We start from the raw sequence: 19,573 nt of genomic DNA, 5'->3' as shown, positions 1-19,573 counted from the left end.
CAAGGCAGGCCGCAACCAAACGACCGCCGCGACCATTCACCCGAGGTCGAAACGGCTTTGATCCGGCGCATGGCCGGGCCAGACTGACCGTCACCCCAAAACCGGAGGCCTGCGCCTGATGCCTTTCTGCCCGCCATCTGCTCCCTTCGCCCGTCCTGTCGTACTGGCGCTGACGCTCGGCCTCACGCTCGGTGCCTTCGCGTCGACCGCCTCCGCAAAGGAGAAGGAACCGCGCCGCGTGCGCATCGCCATCGGGCCGGAAATCCAGCCCAGCTTTCCCGGTGCGGACAGCCTGTCCGTCCGGCCTTTTCTGGAAGGCGACATCGCACGCGGCGATGAACCTTTCGAGTTCGAAGCGCCGGACGAGAGCTTCGGCATCCCGGTCGTGAGTGTCGGCGGTTTTGAGGTCGGCCCATCCATGGCCGTGGAAGGCAAGCGAAAGGCGGACGAGGTTCCCGGCTTCGTCAAGGTCAACCGCTCGCTGGAGCTCGGCGGGTTCGTGCAGATGTTTCTCGCCCCTTCCTTCCGCCTGCGCGCCGATCTGCGCCAGGGCGTAACCGGCCATGAGGCGCTGGTCGGATCGGTCAGTGCCGACTGGATCATGCGCGATGGGGACCGTTGGCTGGTGTCGGTCGGCCCGCGCGTGACGCTCGGCAGCGGCAAGCACCAGCGTACATGGTTCGGCGTGTCACCCGCGCAAGCCGCCGCCTCGGGCTTGCCGGTGTTCGAGGCGAATGGCGGCGTTCAGTCCGTCGGTGCCGCTGCCGGTCTGATCCGCCAGCTCGATGCGCGCTGGAGCCTCCATGGCTATGCGCGGTACGACCGGCTTGTCGGCGATGCCGCCGATTCGCCGGTCGTCCGGGCCTATGGTGCGCGCGACCAGTTTTCCGGAGGACTGGCGCTGGGCTACACCTTCTGGTGGGGCAAACGCTAAGCCGCGCGGGGCGCCCTATCGCCCCTCCAGCCGCGCGTAGGCCGGCGAGTGGGTAAAAGCCTCCCAGCGCGTGCACCATTGGCGCACCGGCTTGGCCTCGGGCCAGAAGGGCGTCCAGATCTCGCCCGGCTCGGCGCCCAGGGCCTGGGCGACCTTCTGGCTCGGCACATTGTCATCGGCGATCATGTGCAGCGTCTCGCTCTGGCCAAGGGCCTCGTGCGACCAGCGGAACGCGGCGGCGGCGGCCTCCGCTGCATAGCCCTTGCCCTGTGCGGACGGGAAGATACACCAGCCGATCTCGAACGCCGGCCAGCCGGGCGGGTTCATCGGCCCGACATGACCGACGAACGCCCCGCTCGCTTTCTCTTCCACCGCGAAATTGCCATAACCGCGCGCCACCCAATGGCCGGCGAGACTGCAGAAGCGTTGCCAGCTTTCGCCATAAGTGAGGCCGCGCCCTTCCTTGGTGATGAACCGCGCGAAGTCATCATCCGCCATGGCCGCGCACAAGGGCTCGGCATCGGCAGCACGAAACGCCCGCAGGATCAGCCTGGGCGTTTCGATAGTCGGTGCGCGGTCGATGGTCGGGGCAGTGCTGTTCTGTTGGGTCATCGGGGGCCTCTCCTTGTGAGCGCAAGTCTTGCCGCAGACCTGCGCGGTGACAAGGCCAGATTATGCCCCGAGGATGATCCGCGCCCGCACGACATCGGCACTCATCTGCTCGACCAGCGCATCCAGACTGTCGAACTTGCGCTCGCCGCGCAGCCGTTCGATGAGGGCGATCTCCAGCGTCTGGCCGTAGAGGCTGCCGGAGAAATCGAACAAATAGGTCTCCAGCAGCTCGCGTGGCGGCACGAAGGTCGGGCGGATGCCGAGATTGGCCGCGCCGCAGACGATTCGCCCATCGGGCAACCGCGCGCGCACGGCATAGATGCCGTAAGCCGGGCGCAGATAATGGCCCATCTCCATATTGGCGGTCGGGAAGCCGATGGTGCGGCCACGCTTGTCCCCATCGATGACTTCGCCGGCAATCTCGAAAGGCCGGGTGAGGAGGCCCGTCGCCGTGGCGCAGTCGCCGGCCAGCAAGGCCTCGCGCACACGGCTCGAGGAGATGATCTCGCCCTGCTCGTCGCGCACCGGCGCCACGGCCTCGGCGGCCAGGCCGTGCACCGCGCCAAGCGTGCGCAAGGCGGCGACGTTGCCCGAGCGCCCTCGCCCGAAGGTGAAGTCCTCGCCGGTCACCACCCCCGCCGCGCCAAGTTCCGTCGCCAGCATTGCCACGAAGTCCTCCGCGCTGTGCGAGGCCAGCTCAGCCGTGAAGTGGAAGACCAGCATGGCATCCGCGCCCGCCTCGCCGAACAGGCGCTCGCGCTGATCGAGCGTGGTCAGGCGGAAGAAGGGCGCATCCGGCCGGAACAGGCGCATGGGGTGCGGATCGAAGGTCGCGACAATGGCCGGGCGGCCCTGCGCACGGGCCAGCTCCACGGCGCGGCCGACCACGGCCTGATGGCCCCGGTGAAAACCGTCGAAATTGCCGAGGGCAATGATGGCACCGCGCAAATGTGCCGGTATCGGCTGATCGCTGCTGATCCGTTCCATGGCGGGCGCCTATAGGGGGAGCGACGCGCGGGCGCCAGCCCCGATGGCGGCTCGCATGCGCACCGCGATCAGGCTCCGCGCCGCAGGAATGTGCGGTAGCTGAAGGCAGCGACTGCGCCCTCCGCCGGGTGATCCTCGCGCATCGTCTCTTCCCACCGGGCAGGATCGGGCGCATCGATGCGCGCATCGCCGGGCGGCGAGAGATGTACCTGCGTGATCTCCAGCCGGTCGGCCAGCGGCTCGAACAGCCGATAGACTTCCGCACCGCCAATCACCGACAGCACCGGCGCCTGCGCGGCGGCAAGGGCTTCATCGACGCAGTGGACCACCTCTGCGCCGTCCGCCTGCCACGCGCGGTCGCGGGTCAGCACGATGTGGCGACGGCCCGGCAGCAGCCCGGGGAGGCTGTCGAAGGTCTTGCGCCCCATCAGCATGGGCGTGCCCATGGTCATCGCTTTGAAGCGCTTGAGATCGCCGGGAATCCGCCAGGGAATGTCGCCCTCGCTGCCAATCACGCCATTGTCGGCGCGGGCGAGCAGCAGCACGATTTCTGGATGCGCGTCCATCGTCATGCCGCGCTATCGCTTGGGTGCACGCGCGTTACATGGCCCATCTTGCGGCCGGGGCGTGCTTCGTTCTTGCCGTAGAGATGGAGATGCGCGGTCTCGTCAGCGAGAATCGCCTGCCACTCGTTGGCCTCGTCCCCGATCAGGTTCTGCATGGAGACGGCCGGCGCGGCGAGCGCCGTCGATCCGAGCGGCAGGCCGCAGACGGCGCGGACATGGTTCTCGAACTGGCTCGTGACAGCGCCCTCAATGGTCCAGTGCCCGCTATTGTGGACGCGCGGCGCCATCTCATTGAAGATCGGCCCGGCGGCCCCGGCAAAGAACTCCAGCGTAAGCACGCCAACATATTCCAGAGCCTGGGCGACCCGCGCGGCAATGGCCCGCGCTTCGGGCACCTGCGCGAGCACGACCGCCGGAGCCGGCAGCGTGGATGTCGCGAGAATGCCGTCGACATGCACATTATGCGGCGAATCCCAGAAGCGCACGGTGCCATCCTGTCCGCGCACGAGCACCACCGAAAACTCGTGGTCGAAGGTGACGAACCCTTCCAGCACCGCCGGATTGCAGCCGATTGCGTTCCAGGCGCTGTCCAGTGTCTCGGGCGCCGCATCCATCAGGCGGACCTGGCCCTTTCCGTCATAGCCAAAGCGCGTCGTCTTGAGGATGGCGGGCGCGCCGATCCGCGCGATTGCATCCTGCAGCACCGCGCCGCTGGAGACGGGCGCATAGGGCGCCGTCCGTCCGCCGAGGCCGGCGACGAAGCTCTTCTCGAGCAGCCTGTCCTGCGCGACCGCCAGTGCGCGGGCATTGGGCCGGACGTGCCCGAGCTTGGCGAGCAAGGCAACGGCGTTGCTCGGCACATTCTCGAATTCATAGGTAATGATATCGACCGCGTCGGCGAAGGCGGTGAGCGCGGCGTCATCCTCATAGGGCGCCTGCGTCCACGCGCTCGCAATGTCAGACGCGGGGCCGCTCTCTTCCGGCGCGAAAATATGGACCCGATAGCCAAGCTGGATCGCGGCCATGCCGATCATCCGGCCAAGCTGGCCGCCGCCGACGATGCCGATGGTCGACCCGGGCGCAATCGTCATGGGGGAGGTCATTGCGGGCTGCTCGCCACCGAATCCGTTTGCGCCGCGCGCCATGCATCCAGTCGATCCGCAAGCGCCGCGTCGCTGTTCGCCAATATTGCAGCTGCGAGCAGGCCGGCGTTCTTGGCGCCGGCCTTGCCGATGGCCAGCGTCCCGACCGGAATGCCGCCCGGCATCTGCACGATCGAAAGCAGGCTATCGAGCCCCGAGAGGGTCGCCGACTGCACCGGAACACCAAGCACCGGCACGCGAGTCATGGCCGCGACCATCCCCGGCAAATGGGCCGCTCCGCCGGCTCCGGCGATGATGACGTGCAGACCTCGACCTGCTGCCGTCTTGGCATAATCGACGAGTCGATCCGGTGTGCGGTGAGCCGAAACGATCCGCGTTTCACATTCAATTTCAAGGTCTTGCAAAACATCGACGGCATGGCGCATCGTGTCCCAGTCGGACTGCGAGCCCATGATCACACCGATTTTCGCCATTCTTTGCCGCCCCGTCCTCATGCTGCCTGGCGTCAACGGGAACGCCGGCCGGAAACTTCTCTTTAAGTCTCAGCCCATAGACACCAGCGCCATGGCGCACAACCGGTCAAAACGCTCTGATCATACGGCGGAACGCGGGTTCCGCAGTGCACAAAGGCAAAGCTTGGAACTATACCCAGCTCACAGGGTTACATGCTGCGGTCGCGCACAGGAGATAGAGCTTTGATGGAAGCCACTGCGCGGACGGTCGCACTCGATCTTCCCGCACCTGACATTTCAGCGCTTGAGCAGGAGTTGGATATACTCCGCCGGGAGCTGTCCCTTCTTAAAACCGCCAACAAGGAACTTGAACGACTCGTCATTCGCGATACGCTCACCCCGCTCTACAATCGGCGGCATTTCATGAACTGCCTTCGGGATCGGTTGGACCGGCTCGAACGACATGAAGGCAAATGCGCACTGGTGTTCATCGACGTGAACTCGATGAAGCGGATCAACGATCGCTTTGGCCATGGCGCCGGCGATGCCGCTCTGGTGCATATGGCGCGCCTCCTCGCGAATGGATTGCGGTCCACAGACGTCGCGGCCCGCATGGGCGGTGATGAGTTCGCGTTGTTGCTGGACGATCTTGACCCTGAGGCCGTGGAGGAAACCACCCGGCGGCTCCAGCGCATGATCGCGGAATCGGCCTGCTTGCACGAAGGCGTGCTGCTGCCGCTGTCTATTTCCGTCGGCTGGACGGCCCTCGAACAAGGTGACACGGAGTTTTCCGCCCTTACTCGCGCGGATATGGCGATGTATGCTGCCAAAAGACCCGGCAGCACCTTTGCCGAGGCAGCAGAATAAGGAGCAGGTCATGGCCCACGCGGTTCAGGACAATGCCGAGCGCAACCGATACGAGATCATAGTGGACGGCGAGATCGCTTTCGCCACCTATGAGCGCGATGGCGACACGCTGGCGATCACGCACACCTTCACGCCGTCGGCGCTACGCGGCAAGGGCGTGGCGGCCGATCTGGTCGCCGGGCTGCTCGACGATGCGCGCGCACGGGGCCTCAAGATCCGGCCGGTGTGCAGCTACGTCGTCACCTATTTCGAGCGCCACCCCGATCAGCGCGACCTGCTGGCCGCCTGACGCGCGGGCCGTCCGCTCACGGTCAGGCCCCCTCTAGCTCGGCCTTCTCGCGGTCCATCATCGCCTGGAGGATACGCCGCCCCTGCACCGCCGTTCCGTCGCTTTTGAGCATCAGCTCGGGCGGGAGGACGTCCAGCGTGGAAATGATCTTCTCGATTTCCTCGGTCGCGAACTTGTCCTCATCCAGCACCGGCTCGAGACGCCGGCGGGCGTCGTCCACCCGCGCCTGTGACGGCGCGCTCATCGCAAAGAAGTAGTTGCAGCTGGTCTTCTTCGCCGGCGTGACGGCATGCCAGACCCGGCTGGTGTGGAGCACCTCGCCGGCCTTCTCGTGACCCTGCGGATAGCGGGATTCCCCAATCCCCGCGTGAAAGCCGGGGAAGAAGAAATCCATGCCGGAAATGCGATCGACCAGCCCGTCGTGCACGCTGCGATCATGATAAGGCGGCATCGGGGTATCGCGCATGATCCGGCGGCTCGACAGGCGACGGTCATTGAGGTCGCGCACTTCGGGCGTCGCGGCATCATCGGGCGTGCCGATCGACGTGGCGTGGAGATAGCCGAGATGGCTCAGGTCCAGCAGATTATCGTTGAGCAACTGATAGCGCCCATCGACATGCATGGAATAAAAGGCATCCGGGATCATGCCGGGAATGTTGAAACCGATCTCGTCCAGCGTCGGGATGAGCGACTCATCCGCCTTGTCGGGATCGCCCGGCCAGATCCACGCCCATAGCCCGCGCTCGACCAGGGGATAGCTCTTGATCCGGTAGACACCGGGAATGGTGCTCTGGCTCGGCACCATCGTGCAGGCCCCCGAAGAATCGAAGGTGATGCCGTGATAGCCGCACTGGATCGCATCGCCGACGCGCTTACTCGCGCCCAGGGGATAATGCCGGTGCGGACAGCGGCCCTCCACCGCCACGGCCGTGCCATCTTCCTTGCGGTACAGAACAACCGGCTCGTTGAGGATCCAGCGACTGAGTAAATCCTCGCCGATTTCCCGCAAAAATGCGGCGACATACCAGCCATTGCGCGGCGCGTAGCTGCCAGGGGTGAAAGGATACATAGGGTCCGCTCCTAATCGAACATCGTTCGTTTAGCGATTGATGCTTTTTGACCAGCAAACTGTCAAGGGAGCAGCATGTCATTCGCGAAGCTGGATCAGGACGGGATCGTCGAGGAAGCCATTGCGCTGCTGAAGGAAGAAGGGCTGGCGGCGGTGAGCCTGCGAAAAATCGCCACCCGGCTCAGCGTCAGCGTCTCATCGCTTTACTGGCATGTGGAGGACAAGCAGGCCCTCCACGCACTCATGTCCATCTCTATTTTCAAGGCCTGCCTCGACTCGGTGCCGCCGGCAGAAAGCTGGTGGGCATGGCTGCATGATTTTGGCATCGCCTTGTGGGACGCGCAGACATCCATACGCGATGCGCGCCAGCTCATTGCCGTCACCCGCGCGCAGCGGGGAACTGGCAACCATTTTATCGGGCAGATCGTGAAGGAGTTGACCGCGCTCGGCCTGAGCGCGGAGATGGCCGCCGTCGCACAGCGGTCCGTCCAGGCGCTCGTCACGGGCTGGACGACGCTGCGAGCGGTTCAGGTCGAGGCGGACCGGGACAGCTTCATCCTGGCGCTGGATGTTCTCATCGACGGCTGGCGAACACGCGCAGGTGCGGATCAGCCGTGACGGACACGCCAAAACGCCCGGCCAGCAACTGACCGGGCGCCTGATCGGCAGAGGCAGGGCGAAAGCGCCCCGCCGCGCGTCTTCAGCCCTGGCGGGCCTTGAAGCGACGCTGCGTCTTGTTGATAACGTAGGTGCGCCCACGACGGCGGATCACGCGGTTGTCCCGGTGACGGTCCTTGAGCGACTTGAGCGAGTTGCGGATCTTCATGATCGGGTCCAAATGATTCTTGCGTGACGGAAAATTCGAAGCCGCGCCTCTATGGGTCAGTCCCCGGAAAGTCAAGGCGGCGGTGCAAGTTTTGCGCAGCCCCGCCCCCATGCCGCAACCGCTTTCCTGAACAACCGTTAAGCCATCATGCAGCATTTCCGGTGCAAACTCGACCGATGACACGCCATTTCAAAGAGATGGCCAGATGATAAGGGATGCAAGGCCATGATGAGCAGTTTTCCCATGCCGCCACTCCATGGGCGCGCGACTCCCCGCATCGAGGGTCGTCGGCGATTCGGCGCACGCAAGGCCGGCGTCGCGGCCATTGTGCTCGGCGCGCTCGCCCTGGGTGGCTGCGCGACATCCACCGGGCCTGTCGACGTCACCCGATTTCATCAGCCGGACGTCGCCCGGCAGGGAAGCGTGCTCATCGTGCCCGGCAATCCGGACGATAGCGCCAGCCTCGAATTCCGCACCGCCGCCAATGCCGTGAGCGCAGCGCTGGCGCGGACGGGCTTCTCTCCCCTCCAGCCCGGCGCATCCGGTGCAGGGGCAGCGCAATATGAGGCGGTTGTGGACATGGGGCGGGAAACGATCGCGCCCCTGCCCGCACGCTCCCCGGTGAGCGTCGGCGTGGGCGGATCGACCGGCTCTTATGGCAGCGGCGTCGGCCTTGGCATCGGCATCAATCTCTCCGGCAAACCCAAGCCAGTGGTCGTGAACCGGATGCGCGTGCAATTGCGCCGCGCCGGCGACAAGGTTGTCATGTGGGAAGGTCGCGCTGAGACGCAGGCCAAGGAAGGCACGCCGGCCGCCCAGCCCGGCCTCGTGGTCGGTCGCCTCGCCGATGCGCTGTTCAAGGGCTTTCCCGGTACGTCCGGCGAGACTATCACGGTGCCATGACCGCACAGCAGACAGGCAGCACCTCGCCCCTTCGCATCAACAGCAGCTTCGATGGCGGCAACATCCGTGTCGAAGCCATCGACGGCACCACCGCGACTCTCTCCATCCACAAGGATCATGAGAGCGATTTCTTCCAGTGGTTCCACTTTCGCGCTGCCGCGCCGGCGGGCACGCGCCTGACCTTGCGCATCACCGGCCTTGCACAATCCGCCTATCCCGATGGCTGGCCCGGCTATGCCGCCTGCGTATCGGAAGATCGCGAGCGCTGGGGCCGTGCCGCCAGCCGCTACGATCCCGGCGTCGATGGCGGCACCCTCACCATCGACTACACACTCGTCGGCGATGCCGCATGGTTCGCTTATTTCGCGCCTTACTCACAGGAGCGGCATCACGATCTCGTGGCGCAGGCGGCAGCCTGCGAGGGCGTAACGGTGCGCCAGTTGGGCGAGAGTCTGGACGGGCGCCCGATCGATTGCCTGGAATTGGGGAGCGGCGACAAGCCCGTCTGGCTGATCGCGCGCCAACATCCCGGCGAAACGATGGCGGAATGGTGGATGGAAGGCGCGCTCGACATGCTGACCGACCCCACCAACGCCCACGCGCGCGCCCTGCGTGCCGCCTGCCGCTTCTACATCGTGCCGAATATGAACCCGGATGGCGCCTTTCGCGGCCATCTGCGCACCAATGCCCGGGGTATCAATCTCAATCGCGAATGGCACGAGCCGCAGGCCGACCGCGCGCCGGAAGTGCTCTGCGTGCGCAATCGCATGGACGAGACCGGCGTCGCCTTCGCCATGGACGTGCATGGCGACGAGGCGATCCCCGCCGTCTTTCTCGCCGGGTTCGAGGGCATTCCCTCGATCAAGGACGCGCAGCTCGCACTGTTCCGTCGCTATCGCGACACGCTGGCGATCCGCACGCCCGACTTCCAGACGCGCCTTGGCTATCCCGAGGCGCGGCCGGGCAAGGCCAATCTCTCCATGGCAACCGCCCAGATTGCCGAGCGCTACGGCGCGGTGGCGATGACGCTGGAAATGCCGTTCAAGGACAATGACGACCTGCCGGACACCGCCCAGGGCTGGAGCCCGGAGCGCTCCATGCAACTCGCGCGCGACTGCCTCGCCACGCTGGCGGAGATGGTCGGGGATATTTGAAAGCGGTCGGGACAAGGGCGCCCGGACTGTGCCTTCCTCCACCGTCGCCCCGGGCTTGACCCGGGGTCCAGCTCACTCTTCCTAGGACGTTCGCCTGACGGGATGAGGCGTGAAAGGAAGCTGGCCCCCGGGTCAAGCCCGGGGTGACGGAAAATTGGGAGCGATCAGCGCTCTCACCTCACCCCAGCTCATCGCCCAAAAACGCCATCGTAGCGCGCCAGCTGCGGCGGTTGGTCTCTGGCTCGAAGCCGAAGCTGCGGTCCGCATTCAGCGGCACATCGTCCGCCGTGAAGGCGTGGCCGGTGCGACTATAGGTGGTGAACTGGAAGTCCACGTCCGCCGCCGCCAGCTCCTTGCACAGGGCCAGCTTGGCATCGGGCGGGCAGAGATTGTCGTTCCAACCGTCGCAGATCATCAGTTTGGCGGTGATCGGCGCGTTGGGGAATGGCGGCGCGTCGTAGACGCCGTGGAACGAGACACCGGCCTTGATGTCCGCCCCGGCGCGCGCAAGATCGAGCACGCATTTGCCGCCCGCGCAAAAGCCGATGGCGCCGATCCGGCTGGTATCCACGCCCGGCAACGCACGAAGCTCCGCAAGGGCATCGAGCAGCCGGGTCTTCACCGCCTGCCGATCCGCCATGAAATCATGGAGCAGCTTGCCAGCACTCTCCATGTCCGTACCGCGCTTGCCCTGGCCGTAATAGTCGACGACCAGCACCTTGTAGCCCTGCGCCGCCAGCGTCTCCGCCTTGGCGAAATCCCACTCCTTGGTGCCCATGAAGTTGGGGAACAGAAGCACGCCCGGCTGATCGCCTGCATCCGCATCGCCGACGAACATTGATTCAAAGGGACCGCCGGGGCCTTCATGAAGGTGGACAGTGCGGGTGATCGCCATGGTTCCTGCTCCTTTGCTGCAATGGGATGATGCGCTCATCCATGGCGAATTGTGCTCGGGCGGACAAGGGCGCTTGCGGCAGCAATCCCGGCCGAAAAGACAGCCCGCTCGGGTGGTTTCTCAACATTTAACGCAGCCGGTCGCTTTTGCCGGAACCAACCGGCCCCGGCGCAGTTTTCTGCCAGCAATATGGGAGTTTACGAGATGAAGACGTTGTGGGATCCGGGCTTTCTCCAGAGCCAGATCCAGCAATTCGAAGCGCAGGCCACAACGGCGATGCACCCGGATGAGAAAGCCGCCTATCAGAGCTATGTGCAGCATTATCAGACGATGCTGAAAGCGCTTCAAGCGCGTGGCCACGCCGCGACCCTCGAGCACGCCTGAAGCGTCTCTGCGCGTCTTCAAGACCCGCCCGAACGGATTGCGCTCACACCAAATCCCGCTATCAGGCCCGATAACGGTAAAACCGCCGAAGATCGGGAGATAAGACCTCATGCCCACCCTCGTCCTCATCCGCCATGGCCAGTCGGCCTGGAACCTGGAGAACCGCTTCACCGGCTGGTGGGATGTCGACGTGACCGAGAAAGGCGCTGCCGAAGCCAAGGCTGCCGGCGCGCTGATGCGGGACAAGGGCCTCGATTTCGACCAGTGCTTCACCTCGCTGCAGACCCGCGCGATCAAGACGCTCAATCTGGCGCTTGAGGAAATGCAGCGGCTCTGGCTGCCGGTGGAAAAGGACTGGCGCCTCAACGAGCGGCATTATGGTGGCCTGACCGGCCTCGACAAGGCCGAGACGGCAGCCAAGCATGGCGATGAGCAGGTGAAGATCTGGCGCCGCAGCTTCGACGTGCCGCCGCCGCCACTGGAGGCCGGCAGCGAATTCGACCTGAGCAAGGACCGGCGCTATGCCGGCATCGCCATCCCGGCGACGGAGAGCCTGAAGGATACCATCGCGCGCGTGCTGCCCTATTGGGAGGGCCGGATCGCTCCCGAGCTGAAGGCCGGCAAGCGCGTGCTCATTTCAGCGCATGGCAATTCGCTGCGCGCGCTGGTCAAGCACCTCTCGAACATCCCCGACGACGAGATTACGGGCCTCGAAATCCCGACCGGCCAGCCCATTGTCTATGAGCTGGCCGACGATCTTTCCGCAAAGGACCGTTATTATCTGTCGGAGCGGTAAGGGTTAGGCGGCCGGTCAGGCCGCCACCTTCACCTCAAGCTGATCGACGGCGGCGAGCGCCGCCTCGATGCCGGCAGCGCGATGCTCGGGACCGACGGCAGCGCCTTCTGCCACGACGAACTCGGGCACGATGCCGATGAAGCCGAAGACGGCGCGCAGATAGCTCTCCGCATGTTCGACAGCGGCGGCAGGCGTGCCCGCGCCGTAAAAGCCGCCGCGCGAGAGCGCGACGATCACGCGCTTGTCGCCTGCCAAGCCGATGGCATTGCCGCTTTCATCATAGCGGAAGGTCTTGCCGGCCACCGCGATATGATCGATCCACGCCTTGAGCTGGGTGGAAATGGTGAAATTGTACATCGGCGCGCCGATCACGACGGTGTCCGCGTCCAGGAATTCAGCCAGCACCGCCGCCGCCTCGTCCGTGCCGAAGCCGGGCAGCGTCAGGTGGGGCAGCGGCTGGGCGGCGAGATCGCGATAGCGCACGTCCGCGCCGGGCTGCTCCGCCTTGAGGCGCTCGATAATGGCTGCCGAAATCTGGCGGGTGATGGAGTTTTCGCCCTGAATGCTGGAATCGATATGCAACACGGTCATGGTCGGCCCTTTCGTAAATTGCTCTTGAGAGACGGATCGGGAAGATCAGTTTCTGTTTGCAACCAGCTAGGGTGGACCTCTAGAACCAACAAGAACGCATTTTTTCGAGACCTAGTCACATGGATATGACCACCACCCGCCTCACCGTGACGTCGCACAAGGAGTGCATGCGGATCACGCAGACCCTCGCGCGATTCGGTGACAGATGGACGCTGCCGGTGGTTGCGGCTCTTGGTGACGGCACGATGCGCTTCAACCAGATCCGGCGGGAGGTGAGCAGTATCTCGCAGCAGATGCTCACCCGCACGCTGCGCGCGCTGGAGCGGGATGGCATGGTCAATCGCACCGTCCATCCGACCACCCCGCCGCAGGTGGATTACGCCCTCACCCCGCTCGGCCATTCGCTGGCCCGCGAGGCGATCCGCCTCGGCAAATGGGCGCAGATGCATCGCGAAGAGATCGACGCCCATCGGGAGCGGTTCGATCGCCTGCAGGAAGGCTGAGGCGGTTTAATCAGCATAGTGCTCCTGCGAAAGCAGGAGCCTAGGGCAGCAAGGCCCGGCTTTTGCGCCCTGGGCTCCTGCCTTCGCAGGAGCACTCACGCCTTGCTGCGGACGAACGCCACGGCGATCCCCGCGACGAACAGCGGCAGCCCGAAGGCCAGCGCCACGCCGAACGGTCCAACACCCTGCGCCAGCAGCCAGCCCCCGGTCGCCGGCCCGATGATCGCCAGCAGTCGCCCCGCCCCGGCCGTCCAGCCAAGCGCCGTGGAGCGGATCTGCGTGGGATAGGCCGCGGAGATGAAAGCATAGAGCCCGCTGATCGAGCCGACCACGAAGGCGCCGAACGCAATCGCCATGAACGCGGCCAGTGCCGGCGTGAACGGCTGTACCATGTAGACGAGCATCGAGGTGCCGCCCGCGAAATAGCAGAAGAGCAGGGTGCGCTTGACGCCGATCCAGCCCACCAGCGCGATCATGATGAACGGCCAAACGATCGCGCCGACGGAGGAGAGGGCAAACAGCGCTGCCGCATCCGCCATCGGGAAGCCGGCCTGCATGTGCCAGAAGGTCGGCGCCCAGGAGGCAACGGCATTGCCGACGAACATCATCATGCCTCCCGCCAGCATGAACAAGAGGGTCATGGCCAGCCGCCCCTCGGCAAAAACGGACTTGAGTGACGCCCGCCCGGCTGGCGGTTCATCGAGAAAATAATGGGCCGTGTCGCTGACGTCGCGCGTGATGTGCCGCAGGACGCGGTTGACCTGTGCAGTGCTGCGCCCGGCGGTGACGAGAAAGCGGGGAGATTCAGGCAGGGTGAAGATCAGCACTGGCAGGAGCAGCAGCGGTGCGGCGCCACCCGCCAGAAACGCGCCCCACCAATCGAGCCGATGAACAATGAGAGGCGCAAGCGCGCTGCCCATCGCCGAACCGAATGCAAAGCAGGCGGTGACCAGAATGATCTGGCGGGGACGGATGTGGCGCGGCGAAATCTCCGCCACCATTGCGATGATGTTGGGCGTGATGCCGCCGAAAAACGCAAAGGCGACCAGCCGCAGAAGCGAGACCGCCGTCAGGGTCGATGCCAGGGCCGTGACAAGCGTGACGAGGCCGAAGCCGAGCACGCACAGAATGACGATCGGCTTGCGTCCAACCCGATCTGCCAGCGGCGCGATGAAGGCATAGCCCAGGGCTAGGCCGATGCCCTGCGCCACGAACACGGCGGAAATCGCCGCTGGCTCGACAGCAAGACCCGCAGCAAGAGCCGGCACGATGGCCCCGAGCATGTACATGTCGAAGCCCTCCATTGCCATGGCGATGCCGCAGAGCGCAAAGATGTACCACCGCCAGGCCCCGTAAGGCCGGTCCAGAATGGTCTCGATGTCGATCCGCTGCCCGTCTGTATGGGACTGCGCCATGTATCTCTCCCCCGAAGGCTGGTCGGTCTGTCTTCGAGGGTCGAATGGTGAGAACCGCCCCCGCCGCATGTGCGCTCCTGCGGAACCGCTGCCCGTCTGGCAAGCCGGAATTCACCGTGACCAGCCGCCCGAGGCAAGATTTTGCGCCGGCGAACAATGCCTTGCGGCTGCCTCCCATAGAGCCGGTCGAAGGAATTCTGGCCCTGCGCGAGCACGTAACGATAGCGCGCGCGCCTGCGCTTTCATCGAAAACGGGTCCGATTGTGCGGTTGCACCAAAGTCGTGCGCCTGTAATGTCCAGCTCAGGTGCGCAATTCATCAGGCCACGAAGGGTCCCCAGTCTTGTTCGAAAAGTCCGCGACACTCATCCTGTTCGGCGCCACCGGCGATCTGGCGCACCGGATGCTGTTTCCCTCGCTCTACCATCTGCTGTGCGACGGGCTGCTGCCCGAGCCGTTCAACATCCTCGCCTCCGGTCGGTCCGAGATGGATGACGCGGCCTTTCGTGACACCATCCGCAAGGCGCTGGCGACCTATCTCGCCGACGAGCATCATGATGAGGCGCGCGTTACCGCTTTTCTCGAAAAGATCAGCTATTGCGCCGTGTCGGCCGGCGAACAGGCGCATTTCGATGCGCTGGCGAAACGGGCGAAGGCGCTCGGCGATGGCCCCATCGCGGTCTATCTGTCCACCCCGCCCTCGCTCTTTGCGCCCACCGCCCAGGGTCTCGCCGCCGCGGGTCTGGTCGATGCGCACACCCGCATCGCCATGGAAAAACCCATCGGCAAGGATCTTGCCTCGTCCAAGGTGGTGAACGACGCCATTGGCGATCTGTTCGATGAGGAGCAGATTTTCCGCGTCGACCATTATCTGGGCAAGGAGACGGTGCAGAACCTGATGGCTCTGCGCTTTGGCAACCGCCTGTTCGAGCCGCTGTGGAATGGCGGGGCGATCGATCATGTCCAGATCACCGTCGCCGAGACGGTCGGGCTGGAGGGCCGCGTCTCTTATTATGACGGCGTCGGCGCGCTCAAGGACATGGTGCAGAACCACATGCTCCAGATCCTCTCGATCATCGCCATGGAACCGCCCGCGCGGATGGATTCCACCTCGGTGCGCGACGAGAAGGTGAAGGCGCTGCGCTCGCTGCGGCCGATGACGCCCGAAACGGTCCGCACCCACAGCGTGCGCGGCCAGTATCGCGGCGGCGCGGTGAAGGGCAAGATCATCGCCGGCTATGCCGAGGAGCTCGGCAAGGAGAGCGATACCGAGACCTTCGTGGCGCTGAAGGCTCATATCGACAATTGGCGGTGGACGGGCGTGCCGTTCTACCTGCGCACCGGCAAGTGCATGCCCAATCGTCAGTCGGAAATTCTCATCCAGTTCAAACCGGTGACGCACAGCATTTTTCGCCGCAACGGCTATGATCGCGCGCTCGAGCCCAATTCGCTGATCATCCGCCTGCAACCGGACGAGAACATCCGCCTGTGCATCATGGCCAAGCGGCCGGGGCTCGACCGGGATGGCGTGAAGCTGCAGGAGGTCGGCCTCGACGTTTCGCTCACTCATGCCTTTGCCGGTGAGCGTCGCCGGATCGCCTATGAGCGGCTACTGTTGGATCTGCTGGAGGGCGACACCACATTGTTCGTGCGCCGCGACGAGGTGGAAGCGCAGTGGACCTGGATCGATTCCATCACCCAAAGCTGGCAGGAATCCGGCCAGCAGGTCGTGCATTATGCTGCCGGCACATGGGGGCCATCCGCCGGCATTGCCTTGATCGAGCGCGATGGAGCAAGCTGGTATGACTGATCTCAATTCCACCGTCGCCGCCGTCACGCAGCGCATCGTCCAGCGCAGCGCGGTCAGCCGCCGTAAATATCTCGACCTCATCGAGCGTGGGCGCGATGCCGGCACCAACCGGGATCGGCTCTCATGCGGCAACCTCGCCCATGGCTTTGCCGCGAGCGGTGAGGACAAGCCGGCGATCCGCGCCGGCAATGCCATGAACATCGGCATCGTCACGGCGTACAACGACATGCTCTCGGCGCATCAGCCCTATGGCCGCTACCCGGAGGCGATCAAGATCGCGGCGCGGGAAGTCGGCGCCACGGCGCAGGTTGCGGGCGGCGTGCCGGCGATGTGCGACGGCGTGACGCAGGGCCTGGCCGGCATGGAGCTCTCGCTGTTTTCGCGCGACACCATCGCGCTCGCGACCGCCGTGGCGCTCAGCCATGCGATGTTCGAGGGCGCGCTGATGCTCGGCATCTGCGACAAGATCGTGCCCGGCCTGCTGATGGGCGCGCTGCGCTTTGGCCATCTGCCGACGATCTTCGTCCCCGCCGGGCCGATGCCTTCGGGCCTCGCCAACAAGGAGAAGCAGCGCATCCGCCAGCTCTATGCCGAGGGCAAGGTGGGGCGCGAGGAGCTGCTGGAGAGCGAGAGCGCCAGCTATCATGGCGCGGGCACCTGCACCTTCTACGGCACGGCCAACACCAACCAGATGATGATGGAAGTGATGGGCCTGCACATGCCCGGCGCTGCCTTCGTCAATCCGGGCACCAAGCTGCGCAGCGAACTGACCCGCGCTGCTGTGCATCGTGTCGCCAGCATCGGCTGGGATGGCGACGATTATCGCCCGCTCGGTAAGTGCATCGACGAGAAGGCCATCGTGAATGCCGCCGTGGGCCTGCTGGCGACCGGCGGATCGACCAATCATGCCATCCACCTGCCCGCCATCGCGCGCGCGGCGGGGATCGTCATCGACTGGACGGATCTCGCCGATCTCTCCGCCGCGGTGCCCTTGCTGGCGCGCGTCTACCCCAATGGCGCGGATGACGTGAACAACTTCCATGCCGCAGGCGGCATGGCCTGGATCATCACCGAATTGCTGCGCGGCGGCCTGCTGCACCGGGACGTGATGACCGTCGCCCGCGCTGATCTCACGGATTACGGGCGGATGCCGACGCTGGAGAATGACGCGCTCGTCTGGGACGAACCGCCGACTGCGCCGGGTAACGAGGCCATCCTGCGCCCGCTCTCCAATCCGTTCAGCACGGACGGCGGGATGCGGCTGCTCGCCGGCAATCTCGGCCGCTGCATCATGAAGACCAGCGCCGTGGACCGCGAACGCTGGACCATCGAGGCACCGTGCCGCGTGTTCTCCGATCAGGATCAGGTCATGGCCGCGTTCAAGGCGGGCGAGCTGGATCGGGACGTCGTGGTTGTCGTGCGCTTCCAGGGGCCGCGCGCTAACGGGATGCCGGAACTGCACAAGCTCACCCCGCCGCTCGGCGTGCTGCAGGACAAGGGCTTCAAGGTCGCGCTGGTGACCGATGGCCGCATGTCCGGCGCGAGCGGCAAGGTGCCTGCCGCCATTCACCTCTCGCCCGAGGCGCTGGGTGGCGGCCCCATCGGCAAGCTGCGCGATGGCGACATTGTGTGCGTCTGCGCCGAGAGCGGCACGCTGGAAGCGAAGGTGGATGCCGCGGAATGGGATGCGCGCGATCAGGCCGATGCGCCACCGCCGCCCTATGACACCGGCCGCGAGCTGTTCGCCCTGTTTCGCCACAATAGCGATCTGGCGGAAGCCGGCGCATCGCCGCTGCTGGCAGCCATGGATGCGGAACTATGACCGATCTCGTCGCCGCCGATATTGGTGGCACCAATGCCCGCTTCGCCCGTGCCACGCTCGATGCGCGCGGCGTGCCCACGCTGGGCACCGTGCGCAAATACAAGGTTGCGGATCATGCCAGCCTGCAAAGCTGCTGGCAGGCCTTTCTGGCCGATGACGATGCGCCAGCACCGGAGAGGGTCTCCATCGCCTTCGCCACGGCCATCGGGCGGGAGGTCATCAAGCTCACCAACTCAAGCTGGATCATCCGCCCTGCCCAGTTGGCCAATGATCTCGGCGTTGCGGCGGTGCGGCTGGTCAATGACTTCGAGGCGGTGGCCCACGCCATTGCGCGGCTGCCGCTCAGCGATCTGCCGCTGCTCTTCGGGCCGGACGAGGCCTTTCCTGATAATGGCTCGGTCACGATTCTCGGCCCCGGCACCGGTCTTGGCGTGGCGATGATCGCGTTTGACGAGGGCGTGCCGCATATCGTCGCGACCGAGGGCGGTCATGTCGATTTTGCGCCGCTCGACGCGCTGGAGGGCCGCATTCTCGCGCAGTTGCGCACCGATCTCGTGCGGGTCTCGACGGAGCGGATCGTCTCCGGACCGGGGCTCAACACCCTCTACCGGGCGCTGGCGACGATCAGCCAGGCGCCGGTCACGCTGATGAACGACGCGGACCTGTGGGCCGCCGCGCTGGATGGCAGCAATCCCCTCGCCCGCACGGCGCTGGAACGGCTGTGCATGAGCTATGGCGCAATTGCCGGCGACCTCGCTCTGGCGCATGGTCCGCATCATGTGGTGCTGGCCGGCGGACTGACGCAGCGGATGCGCGACTTCCTCGTGAACAACAGCGCTTTCCATGATCGTTTCACCGCAAAGGGTCGCTTTGAAGGCCTGATGAGAACCGTTCCGGTTCGCTTGGCAACCCATCCTGAAATTGGCCTTTATGGCGCCGCCGCTGCATGGCGGGAGAAGAAAGCATGAGCATGACTGTCGATGATGTAATGGCGCTGGCGCCGGTGATCCCGGTACTGATCGTGGAGTCCGTGGCGGATGCCGTCCCGCTGGCGCAGGCGCTGGTCGCCGGAGGTCTGCCGGCCCTCGAGGTCACCATGCGCACCCCAGTCGCGCTCGAGGTGATGCGCGAAATGGCGCAAGTGCCCGGCGCCGTGGTCGGGGCCGGCACCGTGCTCAACCCCCGGCAGCTCGATCAGGCGCTGGAGGCGGGCGCGCAGTTCATCGTGTCGCCCGGCCTCACCGAGCCGCTCGGCAAGGCCGCGATCGCCAATGGGGCCACCCTGCTCCCCGGCGTCGCTACGGCGGCGGACATCATGCGCGGACTGGATCTCGGGCTTGAGCGCTTCAAATTCTTCCCGGCCTCGACCAGCGGCGGCCTGCCCGCGCTCAAAGCCTTGGCGGCGCCGTTCGGCGGCGTGCGCTTCTGCCCGACCGGCGGCATCACCGCGGCCAATGCGCCGGAATGGCTGGCTCAATCCTTCGTCGGCTGCGTGGGCGGAAGCTGGGTTGTGCCCAAGGGGCCGCTCGATCCCGCAGCCATAGAAGCGCTGGCGAGGGAAGCTGCGACGCTTCCGCGATAATCGGAGAGGCGCCG

General features: G+C 65.4%; 23 protein-coding genes. 13 read left to right on the top strand and 10 right to left on the bottom strand.

The genetic code is table 11. The features are described 5' to 3' along the window. Positions 1-118 precede the first annotated feature (118 nt). Positions 119-934, top strand: coding sequence for a MipA/OmpV family protein (locus tag M2343_RS16565; protein ID WP_264575093.1), 816 nt, complete (start codon positions 119-121; stop codon positions 932-934). Positions 935-949: 15 nt separating this feature from the next. Here M2343_RS16565 and M2343_RS16560 read toward each other — a convergent pair whose 3' ends face one another. The 5 genes from M2343_RS16560 to purE form a co-directional block, all read right to left on the bottom strand. After that, positions 950-1,546 carry a GNAT family N-acetyltransferase gene (locus tag M2343_RS16560; protein WP_264575092.1) on the bottom strand — a complete coding sequence of 199 codons (597 nt, stop codon included), beginning with the start codon at positions 1,544-1,546 and terminating at the stop codon, positions 950-952. 60 nt (positions 1,547-1,606) lie between these two features. Further along, the gene (locus M2343_RS16555) at positions 1,607-2,533 is read right to left on the bottom strand and encodes a bifunctional riboflavin kinase/FAD synthetase (protein WP_264575091.1); all 927 of its coding nucleotides are present in this window, start codon (positions 2,531-2,533) and stop codon (positions 1,607-1,609) included. A gap of 68 nt (positions 2,534-2,601) precedes the next feature. Further along, entirely contained in the window at positions 2,602-3,099 is a 498-nt protein-coding gene (locus M2343_RS16550; RefSeq protein ID WP_264577453.1) for a dihydrofolate reductase, read from the bottom strand. 2 nt (positions 3,100-3,101) lie between these two features. After that, entirely contained in the window at positions 3,102-4,190 is a 1,089-nt protein-coding gene (locus M2343_RS16545; RefSeq protein WP_264575090.1) for a 5-(carboxyamino)imidazole ribonucleotide synthase, read from the bottom strand. An 8-nt stretch (positions 4,191-4,198) separates the two neighbouring features. Further along, positions 4,199-4,675: a 5-(carboxyamino)imidazole ribonucleotide mutase gene (gene purE / locus M2343_RS16540; RefSeq protein WP_181560491.1), complete on the bottom strand. Its 477-nt coding sequence runs from the start codon at positions 4,673-4,675 to the stop codon at positions 4,199-4,201. A gap of 225 nt (positions 4,676-4,900) precedes the next feature. On the opposite strand from purE, the gene M2343_RS16535 reads away from it, so the two are divergent. Beyond that, positions 4,901-5,521 carry a GGDEF domain-containing protein gene (locus M2343_RS16535; protein WP_264571176.1) on the top strand — a complete coding sequence of 207 codons (621 nt, stop codon included), beginning with the start codon at positions 4,901-4,903 and terminating at the stop codon, positions 5,519-5,521. Positions 5,522-5,531: 10 nt separating this feature from the next. Further along, complete coding sequence (locus tag M2343_RS16530; RefSeq protein WP_264575089.1) at positions 5,532-5,810, top strand: GNAT family N-acetyltransferase; 279 nt, start codon at positions 5,532-5,534, stop codon at positions 5,808-5,810. 22 nt (positions 5,811-5,832) lie between these two features. Here M2343_RS16530 and M2343_RS16525 read toward each other — a convergent pair whose 3' ends face one another. Next, positions 5,833-6,879 (bottom strand): aromatic ring-hydroxylating dioxygenase subunit alpha, encoded by a 1,047-nt coding sequence (locus M2343_RS16525; protein WP_264575088.1) that lies wholly within the window; start codon positions 6,877-6,879, stop codon positions 5,833-5,835. A 75-nt stretch (positions 6,880-6,954) separates the two neighbouring features. Here M2343_RS16525 and M2343_RS16520 point away from each other — a divergent pair, with 75 nt between their 5' ends. After that, positions 6,955-7,497: a TetR family transcriptional regulator gene (locus M2343_RS16520; protein ID WP_264575087.1), complete on the top strand. Its 543-nt coding sequence runs from the start codon at positions 6,955-6,957 to the stop codon at positions 7,495-7,497. Between the two features lie 82 nt (positions 7,498-7,579). Here M2343_RS16520 and ykgO read toward each other — a convergent pair whose 3' ends face one another. Then, the gene (gene ykgO / locus M2343_RS16515) at positions 7,580-7,705 is read right to left on the bottom strand and encodes a type B 50S ribosomal protein L36 (protein ID WP_008069451.1); all 126 of its coding nucleotides are present in this window, start codon (positions 7,703-7,705) and stop codon (positions 7,580-7,582) included. 225 nt (positions 7,706-7,930) lie between these two features. On the opposite strand from ykgO, the gene M2343_RS16510 reads away from it, so the two are divergent. Both M2343_RS16510 and M2343_RS16505 read left to right on the top strand, forming a co-directional pair. Next, complete coding sequence (locus M2343_RS16510) at positions 7,931-8,608, top strand: hypothetical protein (protein ID WP_264575086.1); 678 nt, start codon at positions 7,931-7,933, stop codon at positions 8,606-8,608. Further along, complete coding sequence (locus M2343_RS16505) at positions 8,605-9,762, top strand: M14-type cytosolic carboxypeptidase (protein WP_264575085.1); 1,158 nt, start codon at positions 8,605-8,607, stop codon at positions 9,760-9,762. Before M2343_RS16510 ends, M2343_RS16505 begins: the two co-directional genes overlap by 4 nt. A gap of 178 nt (positions 9,763-9,940) precedes the next feature. Here the strand turns inward: M2343_RS16505 and M2343_RS16500 are convergent, their stop codons facing one another. Then, positions 9,941-10,657 (bottom strand): dienelactone hydrolase family protein, encoded by a 717-nt coding sequence (locus M2343_RS16500; protein ID WP_264575084.1) that lies wholly within the window; start codon positions 10,655-10,657, stop codon positions 9,941-9,943. A gap of 204 nt (positions 10,658-10,861) precedes the next feature. On the opposite strand from M2343_RS16500, the gene M2343_RS16495 reads away from it, so the two are divergent. After that, complete coding sequence (locus M2343_RS16495) at positions 10,862-11,041, top strand: hypothetical protein (protein WP_264575083.1); 180 nt, start codon at positions 10,862-10,864, stop codon at positions 11,039-11,041. A 109-nt stretch (positions 11,042-11,150) separates the two neighbouring features. Beyond that, a complete protein-coding gene (gpmA, locus tag M2343_RS16490; RefSeq protein WP_264573500.1) occupies positions 11,151-11,837 on the top strand; it encodes a 2,3-diphosphoglycerate-dependent phosphoglycerate mutase in 687 nt (228 codons plus the stop codon). Between the two features lie 15 nt (positions 11,838-11,852). Here the strand turns inward: gpmA and M2343_RS16485 are convergent, their stop codons facing one another. Next, positions 11,853-12,428 (bottom strand): FMN-dependent NADH-azoreductase, encoded by a 576-nt coding sequence (locus tag M2343_RS16485; protein WP_264575082.1) that lies wholly within the window; start codon positions 12,426-12,428, stop codon positions 11,853-11,855. A 119-nt stretch (positions 12,429-12,547) separates the two neighbouring features. Here M2343_RS16485 and M2343_RS16480 point away from each other — a divergent pair, with 119 nt between their 5' ends. After that, positions 12,548-12,931 carry a winged helix-turn-helix transcriptional regulator gene (locus tag M2343_RS16480; RefSeq protein ID WP_181560501.1) on the top strand — a complete coding sequence of 128 codons (384 nt, stop codon included), beginning with the start codon at positions 12,548-12,550 and terminating at the stop codon, positions 12,929-12,931. Positions 12,932-13,026: 95 nt separating this feature from the next. Here the strand turns inward: M2343_RS16480 and M2343_RS16475 are convergent, their stop codons facing one another. After that, on the bottom strand, positions 13,027-14,346 hold the full coding sequence (locus tag M2343_RS16475; protein ID WP_264575081.1) for an MFS transporter: 1,320 nt from the start codon (positions 14,344-14,346) through the stop codon (positions 13,027-13,029). Positions 14,347-14,688: 342 nt separating this feature from the next. Between M2343_RS16475 and zwf the strand changes: the two genes are divergently transcribed. The 4 genes from zwf to eda are packed head-to-tail and all read left to right on the top strand — an operon-like array spanning position 14,689 to position 19,559. Further along, a complete protein-coding gene (zwf, locus tag M2343_RS16470) occupies positions 14,689-16,155 on the top strand; it encodes a glucose-6-phosphate dehydrogenase (protein WP_264575080.1) in 1,467 nt (488 codons plus the stop codon). Further along, complete coding sequence (gene edd / locus M2343_RS16465) at positions 16,148-17,977, top strand: phosphogluconate dehydratase (protein ID WP_264575079.1); 1,830 nt, start codon at positions 16,148-16,150, stop codon at positions 17,975-17,977. Before zwf ends, edd begins: the two co-directional genes overlap by 8 nt. After that, entirely contained in the window at positions 17,974-18,945 is a 972-nt protein-coding gene (locus M2343_RS16460) for a glucokinase (protein ID WP_264575078.1), read from the top strand. Before edd ends, M2343_RS16460 begins: the two co-directional genes overlap by 4 nt. After that, positions 18,942-19,559 (top strand): bifunctional 4-hydroxy-2-oxoglutarate aldolase/2-dehydro-3-deoxy-phosphogluconate aldolase, encoded by a 618-nt coding sequence (eda, locus tag M2343_RS16455; protein WP_264575077.1) that lies wholly within the window; start codon positions 18,942-18,944, stop codon positions 19,557-19,559. The genes M2343_RS16460 and eda overlap by 4 nt, the downstream gene beginning before the upstream one ends. The last annotated feature ends 14 nt before the right edge of the window (positions 19,560-19,573 follow it).

Source organism: Sphingobium sp. B8D3B (genome assembly GCF_025961875.1).
Taxonomy (GTDB): Bacteria; Pseudomonadota; Alphaproteobacteria; order Sphingomonadales; family Sphingomonadaceae; genus Sphingobium.
The sequence above is the reverse complement of the archived record's forward strand: the minus strand, read 5'-3'. Positions and strand labels throughout refer to the sequence as shown.